The sequence below is a fragment of the Halomonas cupida genome (genome assembly GCF_900142755.1).
GTDB classification, from domain to species: Bacteria; Pseudomonadota; Gammaproteobacteria; order Pseudomonadales; family Halomonadaceae; genus Halomonas; species Halomonas cupida.
In genome coordinates, this window is sequence record NZ_FRCA01000006.1 from 105,218 (window position 1) to 118,636 (window position 13,419).

The following is a 13,419-nucleotide window of genomic DNA, read 5'->3' on the forward strand; positions in this document are numbered from 1 at the left end:
CATGTCTCTCGAAATCGGTAAGCCCGTGCCGGATTTTACCGCCATCGCCACTGGCGATCGTCAGGTCAGCCTGTCGGAACTGCGTGGTCGCCAGGTGGTCATCTACTTCTACCCCAGAGCCAGCACGCCGGGCTGCACCACCGAAGGCGGCGACTTCCGCGACAACAAGGCCGCCTTTGACGCCGCCAATACCGTGATTCTGGGTGTTTCCCGCGACGGGCTCAAGGCTCAGCAGAACTTCAAGGACAAGCAGGCGTTCAATTTCGACCTGATCAGCGACAAGGACGAGTCCGTGTGCCAGCTGTTCGATGTCATCAAGCTCAAGAAACTCTATGGCAAGGAGCACCTGGGCATCGAGCGCAGCACCTTCCTGATCGACCGCGAAGGCAAGTTGGCCCGAGAGTGGCGCAAGGTCAAGGTCAAGGGCCACGTCGAGGAAGTCCTCGAAGCCGCGCAGGCACTGCATGACGACGCATGAGCCTACCCCTGACGCAACATGCCCGGCACGAGGCCGGGCATGGGTCAGAAGACGGGAGCACCTCGTCGATCAAGGCTCTTCCGGTGACTGCTCCCCTGGCAACTGGGCCAGACTGCGCTGCTTGATCCCTCGCGGCCAGGCATAGACCAGCGCCTTGAGCAGGGTCGCCAATGGAATGGCAAAGAACACTCCCCAGAACCCCCAGATACCGCCGAAGAACAGCACCGCGAGGATGATCGACACCGGATGCAGGTTGACTGCTTCGGAAAACAGCACCGGCACCAGCACATTGCCGTCCAGAGCCTGAAGGACGCCATAGGCCAGCAGCACATAGAGAAACTGCTCGCCCAGGCCGAAATGGAAGCCGGCTACCGCCGCCACTGGCAGGGTCGCCACCGCCGCACCGATGTAGGGCACCAGTACCGACAGTCCCACCACCACCGCAAGCAGGGCCGAATACGGCAGGCCGAAGAACGCAAAGGTGAAGAACGACACCACGCCGACAATGACGATCTCGATCGCCTTGCCTCGCACATAGTTGGCGATCTGGCTGTCCATTTCCTTCCACACCCGCCCCATCAGCTCGCGGCGTGCCGGCAGCAGCGACACCAGAAAGCCGGTCAGCCGCTCGCGGTCCTTGAGCAGGAAAAAGACCAGGATCGGTACCAGCACCAGATAGACCACCAGACTGAGCACGTTACCCAGTGATGCCAGTGACAGTGTCACGACACGCTGGCTCAACTGTGTCGCCTCCTGGCTGAGCACACCAATCCAATGCTGCACCAGGTCCGGAGTGATGAACTGTGGATAGCGGGACTGCAACTCATCCAGCATGCGCTGCCCACTGGCGAACATGCGCGGCGCTTCCTGGATCAGGCTCGCCATCTGGTTCCAGATCAATGGCAGAAGGATGAAGGCCAGAGCCAACATCAGACCAACGAAGGCGAGATAGACCGTGAGCACCGCCACCAACTGCGGAACCTTGCGCCGGGTCATGGCGTTGACCGCCCCCTGCAACAGGAAGGCAATCACCAGCGCAGTCAGGAACGGAGCCAGCATCTTGCCCAACCAGATCACCGTCGCAAAACCGGTGATCAGCAGGACCAGCATCAACAGTGCTTCTTCATCGGACAGATAGTGATCAATCCATCGCCTTACTACTCTGCGCAGCGTCATCTGTCAGCCGTCCCTGCCTTGCGTAACCAGTAATGGTAGGTGTCACCGCGCTGTTCGCGATTTTCGAGGATATGGTCACTGTGCTCGGCAAAGGTTGCAAAATCCCGCCAGGAACCGGCGTCGGTCGCTCTGATCTCAAGCAGTTGGCCAGGCTCAAGGCATGCCAGCGCCTGTTTGGCCTTGAGCAGCGGGAGCGGACAGGGTAGCCCGCAGGCGTCTAGCACATCGTCCGGTTGCACTGCCATGATCTCTCCACCGAGAATACTATTCGTGAATGAAACGACCCGCCGTGAATGAAACGACAGCGAGAATAAAGGACAAGTCACACAGCCAGGCTGGCGATGTTCACTCCTCCTTCACAGCGGGGCTCGCCCGCCAGGTTTGCCCGTTTGGTCAAACCCTTGGGATTTAAAGGCACTTTTGTGGTGGAATCAATGTCCCAGCAGATATACCAGGCACGGTTCCACACTGTGTCCCATGATGCTGGACAGGAATCTCCAGGTACATGAGCCCCATTCCCTCGAGGACTGCGATGATTGAGCGATCTCTGAACCAATTCACTGTCGGTCGCCTGGCGCTGGTTGTCGTGCTGGGCATGGTGCCTGCTACTCAGGCGCTCTCTCAAGGGCCGACTCAAGATCAGGCTCAAGGCCAGCCCGGAAGCCCGGCACAGTTCCAGTATCAGTACCAGCTCGACGCGCAGCCCCCTCAGAGTCAGACGCCATCATATCAGGGCCAGGCCTGGCTGGATCAGTCCAATGGCTTCGAGCTGCCGTCGCTGATGTCGACCGGCAGCAATGCCATCAGTGGCGAGGAAACCCGCCTCGGCCGTGCCTGGCTTCGCCAGTTCCGAGCCCATGTCCCGGAGTGGCGTGACCCCATCGCCCAACACTATGTCGAAGGCCTGGTCTCTCGCCTGATTCCCTACAGCGACCTTGCCGGCATCAACACAGCGGTTGTTATGGTCGCCAACCCAACGCTCAACGCCTTCGCCGTACCCGGTGGTGTCATCGGCGTCAATGCCGGGCTCTTTGCCTTCGCCCACGACGAAGCAGAGATTGCCTCGGTCATCGCCCACGAGCTTGGCCACCTGTCCCAGCGCCATTACGCGCGCAGCCAGCAACGCGCCGAACAGACCCAGATTCCAGCCATGGCGGCCATGCTGGCGGGGTTAGTAGCAGCTGCCGCAGGTGCCGGGGATGTCGGCCTCGCCGCCATGGCCGGCACCCAGGCCGCGATGGTACAGGATCAGCTGCGTTACTCCAGACGCTACGAGGAAGAGGCCGACCGCGTTGGTCTGCAGGCCATGGCCAATGCCGGCTATGATCCTCAGGCCATGATCGACATGTTCCGCTCCATGCAGCGCATGATGAGCCTGCAGGGCGATACACCACCGGAATTCCTGCTCACCCACCCCATCACAGAGTCCCGTATAAGCGACGCCGAGGACCGTGCAAACCAGATCGCTACCGGCGCGCTACGCGAGGATAGTCTTGAGTACCACCTGGTGCGCGCCCGCGCACTGAAGGCGATCCACCATCGTGATTCCGGTCAAGCGCAGAGTATTCTACGCCAGGACAACGCCCCTGAAGATGCCCACCGCTACCTTCAGGCATTGATCGATGCCCAGGCCGGTGGTATCGACAGCGCCCTGGCGACCATCGACGCTTTGAGCAGCGCGCATCCGGATATCGCCATGCTGCCCGCCACCGCGGTACAGCTGGCTCTGGATAATGGCCGTGTGGATGACGCCATCTCCCGTGCCGACCGCCAGTTGCGCCTGATGCCGGGCTATGCACCCACTTCGATGCTGCTCGCCGAAGCCCTGCTTCAGCGGGACCCAGACCGCGCCTGGCGGGTGCTTTCCGACCTCGCTCGACAGCGTCCTGAAGACCCGGGTGTCTTCGCTCTGCTGGCGGAAGCCGCTGGTCGCAGTGGCCACGAAGCCTGGGGCCACCTCGCCCGAGCCGAGCAGACGCAGCTCGAGGGCGACATCGACCGCGCCATTCGCCAACTCGATGTGGCGGAACAGGTCGCCAGACGCTCAAGCGATCTCAACGCCGAGATTCGCATCCGCGAGCGCGAGAAGGCCTTTCGCGACTATCGCGAGACGATGGAGAAATTCCGATGAGCCTCACGGAACATATCAGGCTACTGGCCTGCTACGGCCAGTGGATGAATACCAGAATCTACGACGCTGCCGGCCGGCTAACTCCCGAAGAACTCAATAGAGATCGCGGTGCCTACTTCGGCTCCATCATGGGCACCCTGAACCATCTGGTGGTTGGCGATACCATCTGGCTCAAACGCTTTGCCTGCCACCCCAGCAGCGCAAGCCACTTGACCGAAGTGCTGGCACTGCCTTCACCAGCCCGGCTGGATCAAAGGCTGTTCGAGGACTTCGACGCCTTGCGTGGTCATCGTACCTGGCTGGACGAGAAGATCCTCGACTGGAGCACACAACTCTCGGATAACGACCTCGACGACACTCTCAATTACCGCAGCACCATGGGAGTACAGTCCAGTCGGCCGTACGGGAGCCTTGTCATGCACTTCTTCAATCATCAGACACACCATCGCGGCCAGCTCTCGACCCTGCTGTACCAGGCAGGCGCCGATATCGGTGTCACCGACCTGCTGGCGCTGATTCCCGAAAGGCATTGATTGCAGAAGCGACGAGCTTCGAGCTACGAGCTACGAGCTACGAGCTACGAGCTACGAGCTGTATTGTGCCGCCCCCTGGATCACAGACAACCCCTGCTGCGAGGCGCGAGCCACGAGCGGTCCAGGGCCAACCTGTTCGCTACGTGCCTTTCCTCGGGGTTCGGGGTTCGGGGTTCGGGGTTCGGGGTTCGGGGTTCGGGGTTCGGGGTTCAAGCTCAAGCGTAGCGTACTCGCCGCTCGTCACTCGTGGCTGAGCCATGCTCGAGCGTAGCGTGCTCGCAGCTCGAAGCTCGAAGCTCGAAGCTCGTGGCTGGGTTTACCTGCTCGAGCGCAGCGTACTCGCAGCTCGCCACTCGTAGCTTGTAAAACAACACCGCCCGCAAGATTGCGGGCGGTGTTGTTGCAGCCAATCAGGCCTGAAATTCCAGCATTCGGGTCAGCGGTTTGAGTGCCTGGTGGCGCAGCTCATCACTGACATGGATCTCACCGGTACCTTCACGCAATGCCCCCGCCAGATTATCGAGGGCATTCATCGCCATCCACGGGCAGTGCGCACAGCTGCGGCAGGTCGCACCATTGCCGGCCGTCGGGGCCTCGAACAGTATCTTGTCCGGTACGGCCTGCTGCATCTTGAAGAAGATGCCGCGATCGGTGGCAACGATCAGCTCACGGTTGGGCAACTCCTTCGCCGCCTTGATCAGTTGCGAGGTGGAGCCTGCCACGTCGGCCAGCGACACTACCGAGGCCGGCGACTCCGGATGAACCAGTACTGCTGCATCGGGATACACCGATTTGAGGTCTTCAACACCCTTGGCCTTGAACTCCTCATGGACAATACAGGCACCGTCCCACAGCAGCATGTCGGCACCGGTCTTGCTCTGGATATACCCGCCCAGATGCTTGTCCGGCGCCCACAGGATCTTCTCACCCTTCGCCTGAAGGTGTTCGATTACCTCCACGGCGATGGAAGATGTCACCACCCAGTCAGCACGTGCCTTCACTGCCGCAGACGTGTTGGCATAGACCACAACGGTGCGATCCGGATGTGCATCGCAGAAGGCTGCGAATTCGTCTTCCGGGCAGCCCACGTCCAGCGAGCACGTCGCCTCGAGGGTCGGCATCAGAACACGTTTTTCCGGGGACAGGATCTTGGCGGTTTCGCCCATGAAACGCACACCGGCAACCACCAGCGTGGACGCTTCATGACGGGCACCGAAGCGCGCCATCTCCAGAGAATCCGCGACACAGCCACCGGTTTCCTCGGCAAGCTGCTGGATGGCATCGTCAGTGTAGTAATGCGCAACCAGCACAGCGTTCTGCTCGACGAGAAGACGCTTGATCTCCTCGACATGTGTCGCGTCCTCGGCCGGAATACGCGTAGGACAATAGGGGCGGGCGAGATGCTCTCTGATCTCGGCCCGAGATGTCATGATCGTCATCGTGTCTACCACTGTGACCAGCAGGGAATCCCCCTGCGAGAGGGCCAGTGCCGTCTCAACGCTCCGTTGAGCGACACGCCTGTCCCGCCAGAGCGTCTTCCGCAGCGGCGGGTATCCGTCATTCTACCGCAATACACCGTTCAACGGCGAATCGGCCAGCAGACGAACATAACAGGATAATGACGCCGAGCCGCGAGAGATTCAACCACCACTCAAGGTAGGGACCAAAGGCAGCATCATGAAACTTCGCCCTCACACTGCCGTTTGCCGCAAGCAACGACAGCAGACCCGCTCGTAGCTCGTAGCCAGCACACAGAAAGGCCCCGTCCCGGAGGACGAGGCCTTGAATCTGGTGGGTCGTGTAGGATTCGAACCTACGACCAATTGGTTAAAAGCCAACTGCTCTACCAACTGAGCTAACGACCCAATCATGACACGACAATGAGTCGCCAGCGCCATGCACAGGTTCGGTTGGTGGGTCGTGTAGGATTCGAACCTACGACCAATTGGTTAAAAGCCAACTGCTCTACCAACTGAGCTAACGACCCTTACCGAACGGGTGCAGATAATACGGATTTGACCCGACTCGCGCAAGCACTTTTTCGCAAAAGTCATTCAAAAACCGCGTTCTCGAGCCACCGCCTGGTGTCAATCGCGGGTCACCCGAAACAGGACGACCCGCTGAAGCCTACTGTCCGACGCGCCTACCTTTTGGTGGGCTTCTTGCTGGGCTTTGTGGTCCTGGTGGTCTTGCGCATGGTCTGCACTGGCCGACGCTTGTTCTTGTCGCGACTCCAGCGATTCTTCTCGTCCGGCGTCAGCTCCGGCACCTTGCGTGCTTCCAGACCGGCCATACCAGCGAGGTCATCGATCTCATCCTGACTCATCTCCACCCACTCGCCGGCCTTGGCCCGCTTGTCGAGGAAAATGTTGCCATAACGCACCCGCTTGAGGCGGCTGACGGTCAGCCCCTGGGACTCCCACAGGCGGCGAACTTCGCGATTGCGGCCTTCCATGATCACCACATGGAACCACGTATTGATGCCCTCGCCTCCAAACTCCTGCACATCCGTGAAGCGTGCCGGGCCGTCCTCGAGCATGACGCCATCCACCATGGCAACCACATGTTCGCGCTTGACCTCGCCCATCACGCGCACAGCATATTCACGCTCTATCTGGGTGGAGGGGTGCATCAGACGGTTGGCCAGTTCACCGTCGGTGGTGAACAACAGCAGGCCACTGGTATTGATGTCCAGACGGCCGATGGCAATCCAGCGCTCGCCCTTGAGGCGCGGCAGCCGATCAAAAACGGTACGCCGCCCCTCCGGGTCCTTGCGGGTACACAACTCGCCTTCCGGCTTGTTGTACATGATCACCCGACGCGGCACTTCCTCGGCGGAACGCAGCGACACCGGACGCTCATCGAAAGTCACCGAATCGCGTGTCTCGATGCGATCGCCCAGGGTGGCAACCTTGCCATTGACCTTGACGCGTCCATCGGCAATGGCAGCTTCCATCTCGCGGCGCGAACCCAGACCGGCACGAGCCAGTACCTTCTGCAGCTTCTCGCTGGTATTACTCATGATCCTTCTCACTATCATTGGGGGCTTCGCTCGAAGCAGCGTCATCATCGACGCGGCTGCGAGCCCGGTCGGACAGGCGAGCCTCAAGATCGGCGAAGCTCAGTCCTGCCCGCTGTGACGCCATCCCGGCGTGGTCATCCTCGGCCATCCCGGCCTCGGGAGTATCATTCTCGTCGCCACCTTCTTCAGGGTTACCGACAGAGTTCTCTATACCGATATTTCCATCATCACCAGCAGAAACACCATCATTCTGTACTGAGCCGGCATGGTCTTCATTATCGCCCTCGTGCGCGGAGCCATCGTCGTGGTCCTGCGCGGCGCTCTCGTCGGCCACTTCCTGAGAGGCCTGCCCGTTGTCTGCTGCTGACGGCCCCTCGAGGTCGATATCCGGCACGTCAGGCAACTCACCCAACTCCTCATCAAGGCTACGCTCACCACCCTCTGTCGATTCGTCACCGGTCTCGTCGGTCTGCTCCAGCAACGGCGAGGGAGGCGGCGGCATATCTTCCTCGACGGTGTAGTCCTCGAACTGCTTGAGTTCGTGCATCGGGGGCAGCTCATCCAACGTCTTGAGGCCGAAATCGTCCAGGAAGCTACGCGTCGTCGCATACACCGCCGGGCGACCAGGCACATCACGGTGGCCGACGACCCTTACCCAACCACGATCCAACAGAGTGCGCATGATCGAGCCACTGACCGCGACACCCCGCACGTCCTCGATATCACCACGGGTCACCGGCTGACGATAGGCGATCAATGCCAGAGTCTCCAGCAACGCTCGAGAATAGCGCTGTGGCCGCTCATCCCAAAGTCGCGAGACCCAGTTGGCCAGCCGTGGACGAATACGCAGCTGATAGCCGGAGGCGGTCTCGATCAACTCCATAGCGCCCCGTACATGGCGCTCGGCGAGGCGTTCGATGGCTTCACGCAGAGCCTTGCGTGGCGGACGCTCGTGATCGTCGAACAGCACCTCCAGACGATCCAGCCCTACCGGCTCACCGGCGGCCAGCAACGCTGCCTCGATGATGTCGTCCAGAGCATCCGGTGTTTCCATCACGCTCATCGGCGATCGTCCCCCTCAACCTGCTGATCGTCGTCCAGGGCCGCCTCGCTCCTGTCGCCCTCAGCCCACTCATCATCAACCCAGCCATCATCAGCCCAGTCATTCCGGGTTCCATCATGCTCGGCGCCACCATACGCGACTCGGTCATTCTCGACCCAGTCGCCTTCCAGCTCAGCCTCGCTGCCTTCACTCCAGGAGCCTGTATCGTCGAAGGCACTTTCACCTCCCACGTCTTCGCCCTCCAGCTCAAAGGCCAGCTCTTCCTCGGCCTCCACATCTTCTGCCAGCCTGGCGCGGACATGGATGGGCGACAAGGGCTCGTTCTGCACGATCTCGATCATCGCTTCCTTGGCCAGCTCGAGGATCGCCATGAAGGTGACGACCACTCCGGCTCGCCCTTCCTCCAGAGTGAACAGAGATTCGAAGGGCGTATAACGCTCGTGGTGAAGCTGCTCCATGATCGCCAGCATGCGCTCCCGCGTCGACAACACCTCGCCTTCGATATGGTGGGCGCGGTTGAGTTCGGCACGACGCAGTATGCCTGCCAGGGCTCCCAGCAGTTCGTTCAGTTCAACATCCGGGTGAATGACCCGCGTCTCGAGCGGCGGCAGGCCTGCCCGTGCCGGGAACCAATCGCGCCCCAGACGCGGCAACTCAGCCAATGCCTCGGCAGCTATCTTGAGCTGTTCATATTCCTGTAGACGGCGGATCAGTTCGGCGCGCGGGTCCTCTTCCTCGCCATCCTCCTCACTGCGGGGCGGGCGCGGCAACAAGGTGCGAGACTTGATCTCGGCAAGCATGGCCGCCATCAGCAGATATTCCCCGGCCAGTTCGATTTCCATCGCCTTCATCAGTTCGACGTATTCGATGTACTGGTGGGTAATGGCCGCCACATTGATGGTGAGAATATCCAGGTTCTGTCGCCGGATCAGATACAGCAGCAGGTCGAGCGGACCTTCGAAAGCCTCGAGAAAGACACGCAGCGCTTCGGGAGGAATATACAGATCCTCGGGCAACTCGGTAATCGGCTCATCAAACAGCCGCCCCAGTACCTGCGCCTGCGCGTTTTCGTCGGGCGCCAACGGCCGACCGTCAGGGTCAGTCTGTGGCGTGCCATCCTGCTCCCCATCAGGGACGGCCACGGTGCTCCCCTGCTCCGCTGGCGAAGCAACCGCGTCTGCGGCGGATTCATCCTGCCGAGATGGTTGGTCTGTCGTCGGCGAATCGCTCACGCAGTTGCTTTCTCCTGATGCATGGGTGGCCAGCGATGATCAAAAATCAATCCACCAGTTTACCAACCCCTTCATCTGGTGACCATCGACGCTGATATGGTGTCTCGCAAGTTCATCACATTTCAGCACCTCATTCGGCGCTATCTGCCTTGCGGTAACGTCCCTGGTAGTCGAACAGCTTCTCGCGTACCTGCCAGTGGCGCCCCACCCTGCGGCCAACCACGAAATCCGGAGCACGCAGACGCCACTGCTCATCACAGACCTGTTGGGCACTGGCAGGCGTCCACCCGGTCCCCGGAGCACGCAGATGATGACGCAGAAAGGCCAGAGTAAAGGCGCGGCGCTGGGCTGGTGTTTCCAGCGCAAACCACTCATTGAGGGTAGCACCGTCTTCATCATGGTAGGTCACCTTGAGCCGCGGCAGACCTCGCCCATTGACGACGGCTTCAAGCTGCATACCCGACACGCGCAACACCCGGGCATCCTTGAGCTTCAGTGCATCCCGTAGTTTGTCGTCGGCATCCACCAACAGTACCTGGCAACCATGACAGCGACGCGCGGCGATATCATTCTCGGCACCGCAGTCACCACAGGTCTTGAAGCGAAAACGAAAGCTGCACTGCTGCCCACTCTTGCCGGGACTATCGAGTGGGTCACCGTGATCATCGACCAGCCCCTGACAGCGGCGACCATAGTGCTCGATCACCACCTCGCCATCACGTTTGCCCCAGAACAGGTTGGCGTGACCACAGGTGGGACACTCGACCTGTACCGGCTCGCTATCTGAATCCGGCTTCGGGCTACCCACTTCCGGTGCGTACAGATCCCAGGGGTTGCCGGCATAGTCGAGAATCAGGCAGTCCTGCTTGCCCTCAGCCAGTCGCAGGCCTCGTCCAACGATCTGTTGATAGAGCCCCACCGATTCGGTGGGGCGCAGAATGGCAATCAGGTCGACATGGGGAGCATCGAAGCCAGTGGTCAGCACCGAGACGTTGACCAGGTACTTGAGCTGGCGAGCCTTGAACGCCTCGACCAACCGGTAACGCTCATCACTGGCCGTATCGCCGGTCACCAGGGCCGCCTGTTCGGCGGGCAGATAGCCAAGAACCTCCTCGGCGTGGGCAACGGTGGCAGCGAAAATCATCACTCCGCGGCGATCCCGGGCCCGCTCGATCACCTCGGCAATGATGCCGGGGGTGGCGCGGCTGGCGGCCACCACCCGATTCAGTTCCTCTTCCCGAAACAAACCACCGCTGCCGGTAGTCACTCGGGAGAAGTCATAACGTTCGACGGCGGCATCCACCTTGAGGGGCCGGGCCAGGTAGTCCTGCTTGACCATCAACCGCAGGGGCTGCTCGAACACGCAATCACGGAAGAAACAGTCCTCGGCACCACGCACCATGCCGTGGTAGTGGCGATGATAGATAAAGCCCTGCCCCAGGCGATAAGGCGTTGCAGTCAGCCCCAGTACCTTCAGGTGTGGGTTGCGCTGTCGCAGATGGTCGATGACACGGCGATAGCTGGAATCCGCTTCCAGTGACACTCGATGACACTCATCGATCACCAGCAACGTGAAGGGCCCGTGCGCCGATTCACTATCACTGACTGTGGCCAGATGGCGAACCACCGACTGTACCGAGCCGAATACCACCTGGCGGGCACTTTCGCGGCGGCCCAACCCGGCACTGAAGATGTCGGCCTCGAGCCCATAGGCAAGATACTTGGCGTGGTTCTGCTCGACCAGTTCACGCACATGCGCCAGCACCAGCACCCGGCCTCTTGCCAGGCGTGCCAGTTCAGCGATCACCAGTGACTTGCCACTGCCGGTAGGCAAGACCACCACCGCGGGTTCATCACTGCTACGGAAGTACTCCACCACCCGCGACACCGCCTCGCGTTGATAGGTGCGCAGACTCGGTGGCACCGATAAGGGCGTCGCGGTGGTCGGGAAGGTTGTCGCGTGTTCTGTCATCCACCACATCATCGACAGGAAGGAACAGCGCGCACTCTACGTCACCCCCTCAGCGAATGCGAGTCAGCGCTGGAAACGCGGCGGGCGCCCTTCCAGCCTGGCCCTTGTCGCCTCACGCTGCTCGGGGCCACCCAATAGATTGCGCTGCAACTCGGATTCCCGAGCCAGTCGCTGTGGTTCACTGAGGCCAGGCGCTTCGCGCAGCAGACGACGCGCCGCCGACACCGCCCGCGGCGAACGACGGGCAATGGCCTGAGCCAACTCGATTGCCGCCAGCAACGGCTCATCATCCAGTCGGCTGGCAAGCCCCAGTATCACCGCTTCCTCGCCACTGAGGTGGCGGCCGGTCAGCATCAGGTCACGAATCACGTCCTGACGCAGTGCCGCCGAAGTGACCGTGATCCCCATGTCCGACATCAGCCCCCACTCGACTTCCGGTAGCGCCAGGTTGGCCTCGGGATGCATGATGCGGATATCCGCCGCCAGTGCCATCTGCAACCCAGCACCATAGACATGACCGTGCAAGGCCGCCACGACCGGGGCCGAAAGGTCGCGCCAGCCCAGCGCCAGACGTTGGGCCGGGTTCATGGTGGAACCTTCCGCCGTCAACAGCCAGCCGACGCGTTCGGGGCTTGATACGATGCCGGCGACGTCCAGCCCCGAACAGAAGCTCTCGCCTTCGCCACAGAGCACCACCGCCCGCACACCAACCTGCTCGCCAAGCCAGGTCTGAGCCTCCAGCAACGCATCAATCATCGGTGCGTCCATGGCGTTATGGCGGTCAGCACGTTGCAGGGTCACCTCCGCGACATGCTCCTCCAGTACCACCTGAAGCCGGTCGTGAAAGGTCCTCGTTATGGCAGGCATGGCGAACTCCATTGGCAAAGGCGCTACATCGGCAGGAACACTGGACCGACGGGAACATCAGGTCGACAGGAACACAGGGCCGATGAAAAAGATTATCTCTATCACACTAGAGCAAAGAGATGCCTGCCTCCAGCTCAAGGTGAACGCTGTTTCATTACGGCGTAGTCTCGGCTGACATGCCTATTTCACTCGATGTACATAAACCATACACAGCTGTACACTCAGTCCGTTCAGGCACATCCGTTCTGATGTTCCTCTGACCGGAGAAACTGTTTCGATGCAAACCGATGATAGTCGCCATACCCGGGGCTCCCGTGACGCCTGGTTGGAAGCCGCCTTCGAATTACTGCTCGAGTCCGGTGTCGACAGCGTGCGCATCCTGCCATTGGCCAAGCGATTGAACTTGTCGAGAACCAGCTTCTACTGGTTCTTCAAGGATCGGGAAGCACTGCTGGCGGCTCTGGTCGAGCGCTGGCGAGAGAAGAACACGCTGGGGTTGGCTGGGCAGACCGAAGCCTATGCCGAGACCATCAGCGAGGCGATTCTCAATGTCTTCGACTGCTGGCTGAATCCTGCACTATTCGACTCGCAGCTGGAATTCGCCATGCGTAGCTGGGCGTTGCAATCAAACGAGGTATCACATGAGATCGAGACAGCCGACAAGACCCGCATTGATGCCCTGACCCGGATGTTCACACGCTTCGGTCATGATGAGCTTGCCGCCAATGTCCGCGGGCGTACCATCTACCTCACCCAGATCGGTTATATCTCGATGAACAGCCAGGAGTCTCTGGAAGTTCGCATGCAGCGCATTCCTTCCTATGTAGAGATCTTTACCGGTCAGGTCCCTCAACAGCGCGAACTGCGCCGCTTCTATTCCCGGCATGACTATCAGCTCCCGGGGGGTTAGTGACAGGCCTCCCCCTGCTGTCATTGCTACGGCGC

General features: G+C 60.7%; 11 protein-coding genes, 2 tRNA genes and 1 pseudogene. 4 read left to right on the forward strand and 10 right to left on the reverse strand.

All coding sequences use genetic code 11. From position 1 onward, the window contains the following. The first annotated feature begins 1 nt into the window (after position 1). Complete coding sequence (locus tag BUE38_RS12395; protein WP_073435539.1) at positions 2 to 478, forward strand: peroxiredoxin; 477 nt, start codon at positions 2 to 4, stop codon at positions 476 to 478. Between the two features lie 69 nt (positions 479 to 547). Here the strand turns inward: BUE38_RS12395 and BUE38_RS12400 are convergent, their stop codons facing one another. Together BUE38_RS12400 and BUE38_RS12405 are read right to left on the reverse strand one after the other, a co-directional pair. Further along, positions 548 to 1,654, reverse strand: coding sequence for an AI-2E family transporter (locus BUE38_RS12400; RefSeq protein ID WP_073435540.1), 1,107 nt, complete (start codon positions 1,652 to 1,654; stop codon positions 548 to 550). Beyond that, positions 1,651 to 1,899, reverse strand: a complete 249-nt coding sequence (locus tag BUE38_RS12405) for a sulfurtransferase TusA family protein (protein WP_073435541.1) — start codon at positions 1,897 to 1,899, stop codon at positions 1,651 to 1,653. The genes BUE38_RS12400 and BUE38_RS12405 overlap by 4 nt, the downstream gene beginning before the upstream one ends. Before the next feature lie 287 nt (positions 1,900 to 2,186). On the opposite strand from BUE38_RS12405, the gene BUE38_RS12410 reads away from it, so the two are divergent. Further along, on the forward strand, positions 2,187 to 3,785 hold the full coding sequence (locus BUE38_RS12410; protein ID WP_073435542.1) for a M48 family metalloprotease: 1,599 nt from the start codon (positions 2,187 to 2,189) through the stop codon (positions 3,783 to 3,785). Next, complete coding sequence (locus tag BUE38_RS12415; protein WP_073435543.1) at positions 3,782 to 4,318, forward strand: DinB family protein; 537 nt, start codon at positions 3,782 to 3,784, stop codon at positions 4,316 to 4,318. Before BUE38_RS12410 ends, BUE38_RS12415 begins: the two co-directional genes overlap by 4 nt. A gap of 410 nt (positions 4,319 to 4,728) precedes the next feature. Here the strand turns inward: BUE38_RS12415 and nadA are convergent, their stop codons facing one another. From nadA to BUE38_RS12455, 8 genes and pseudogenes are all read right to left on the reverse strand, one after another. Next, entirely contained in the window at positions 4,729 to 5,757 is a 1,029-nt protein-coding gene (gene nadA / locus BUE38_RS12420) for a quinolinate synthase NadA (RefSeq protein ID WP_073435544.1), read from the reverse strand. 350 nt (positions 5,758 to 6,107) lie between these two features. Further along, positions 6,108 to 6,183: transfer RNA gene (locus tag BUE38_RS12425), tRNA-Lys, on the reverse strand. A 46-nt stretch (positions 6,184 to 6,229) separates the two neighbouring features. Continuing rightward, positions 6,230 to 6,305: transfer RNA gene (locus BUE38_RS12430), tRNA-Lys, on the reverse strand. A gap of 156 nt (positions 6,306 to 6,461) precedes the next feature. After that, positions 6,462 to 7,340 carry a 23S rRNA pseudouridine(2605) synthase RluB gene (gene rluB / locus BUE38_RS12435; protein WP_073435545.1) on the reverse strand — a complete coding sequence of 293 codons (879 nt, stop codon included), beginning with the start codon at positions 7,338 to 7,340 and terminating at the stop codon, positions 6,462 to 6,464. Further along, positions 7,333 to 8,403, reverse strand: coding sequence for an SMC-Scp complex subunit ScpB (gene scpB / locus BUE38_RS22220; RefSeq protein WP_084541913.1), 1,071 nt, complete (start codon positions 8,401 to 8,403; stop codon positions 7,333 to 7,335). Before scpB ends, rluB begins: the two co-directional genes overlap by 8 nt. A gap of 206 nt (positions 8,404 to 8,609) precedes the next feature. Further along, positions 8,610 to 9,485 (reverse strand): annotated as a pseudogene (locus BUE38_RS12445) (segregation and condensation protein A); the annotation flags it as partial. Positions 9,486 to 9,765: 280 nt separating this feature from the next. Then, entirely contained in the window at positions 9,766 to 11,607 is a 1,842-nt protein-coding gene (locus BUE38_RS12450; protein ID WP_073435546.1) for a DNA repair helicase RadD, read from the reverse strand. Positions 11,608 to 11,670: 63 nt separating this feature from the next. Beyond that, positions 11,671 to 12,474, reverse strand: coding sequence for a crotonase/enoyl-CoA hydratase family protein (locus BUE38_RS12455; protein ID WP_073435547.1), 804 nt, complete (start codon positions 12,472 to 12,474; stop codon positions 11,671 to 11,673). A 277-nt stretch (positions 12,475 to 12,751) separates the two neighbouring features. On the opposite strand from BUE38_RS12455, the gene BUE38_RS12460 reads away from it, so the two are divergent. Then, positions 12,752 to 13,384, forward strand: coding sequence for a TetR/AcrR family transcriptional regulator (locus BUE38_RS12460; protein ID WP_073435548.1), 633 nt, complete (start codon positions 12,752 to 12,754; stop codon positions 13,382 to 13,384). Positions 13,385 to 13,419 lie beyond the last annotated feature (35 nt).

Excerpts from the sequence above, each read along its gene's own strand:
- nadA (WP_073435544.1), bottom strand. The coding sequence starts at position 5,757 with ATGACGATCATGACATCTCGGGCCGAGATCAGAGAGCATCTCGCCCGC.
- BUE38_RS12400 (WP_073435540.1), bottom strand. The coding sequence starts at position 1,654 with ATGACGCTGCGCAGAGTAGTAAGGCGATGGATTGATCACTATCTGTCC.
- rluB (WP_073435545.1), bottom strand. The coding sequence starts at position 7,340 with ATGAGTAATACCAGCGAGAAGCTGCAGAAGGTACTGGCTCGTGCCGGT.
- BUE38_RS12455 (WP_073435547.1), bottom strand. The coding sequence starts at position 12,474 with ATGCCTGCCATAACGAGGACCTTTCACGACCGGCTTCAGGTGGTACTG.
- BUE38_RS12405 (WP_073435541.1), bottom strand. The coding sequence starts at position 1,899 with ATGGCAGTGCAACCGGACGATGTGCTAGACGCCTGCGGGCTACCCTGT.
- BUE38_RS12460 (WP_073435548.1), top strand. The coding sequence starts at position 12,752 with ATGCAAACCGATGATAGTCGCCATACCCGGGGCTCCCGTGACGCCTGG.
- scpB (WP_084541913.1), bottom strand. The coding sequence starts at position 8,403 with ATGAGCGTGATGGAAACACCGGATGCTCTGGACGACATCATCGAGGCA.
- BUE38_RS12415 (WP_073435543.1), top strand. The coding sequence starts at position 3,782 with ATGAGCCTCACGGAACATATCAGGCTACTGGCCTGCTACGGCCAGTGG.
- BUE38_RS12395 (WP_073435539.1), top strand. The coding sequence starts at position 2 with ATGTCTCTCGAAATCGGTAAGCCCGTGCCGGATTTTACCGCCATCGCC.
- BUE38_RS12450 (WP_073435546.1), bottom strand. The coding sequence starts at position 11,607 with ATGACAGAACACGCGACAACCTTCCCGACCACCGCGACGCCCTTATCG.
- BUE38_RS12410 (WP_073435542.1), top strand. The coding sequence starts at position 2,187 with ATGATTGAGCGATCTCTGAACCAATTCACTGTCGGTCGCCTGGCGCTG.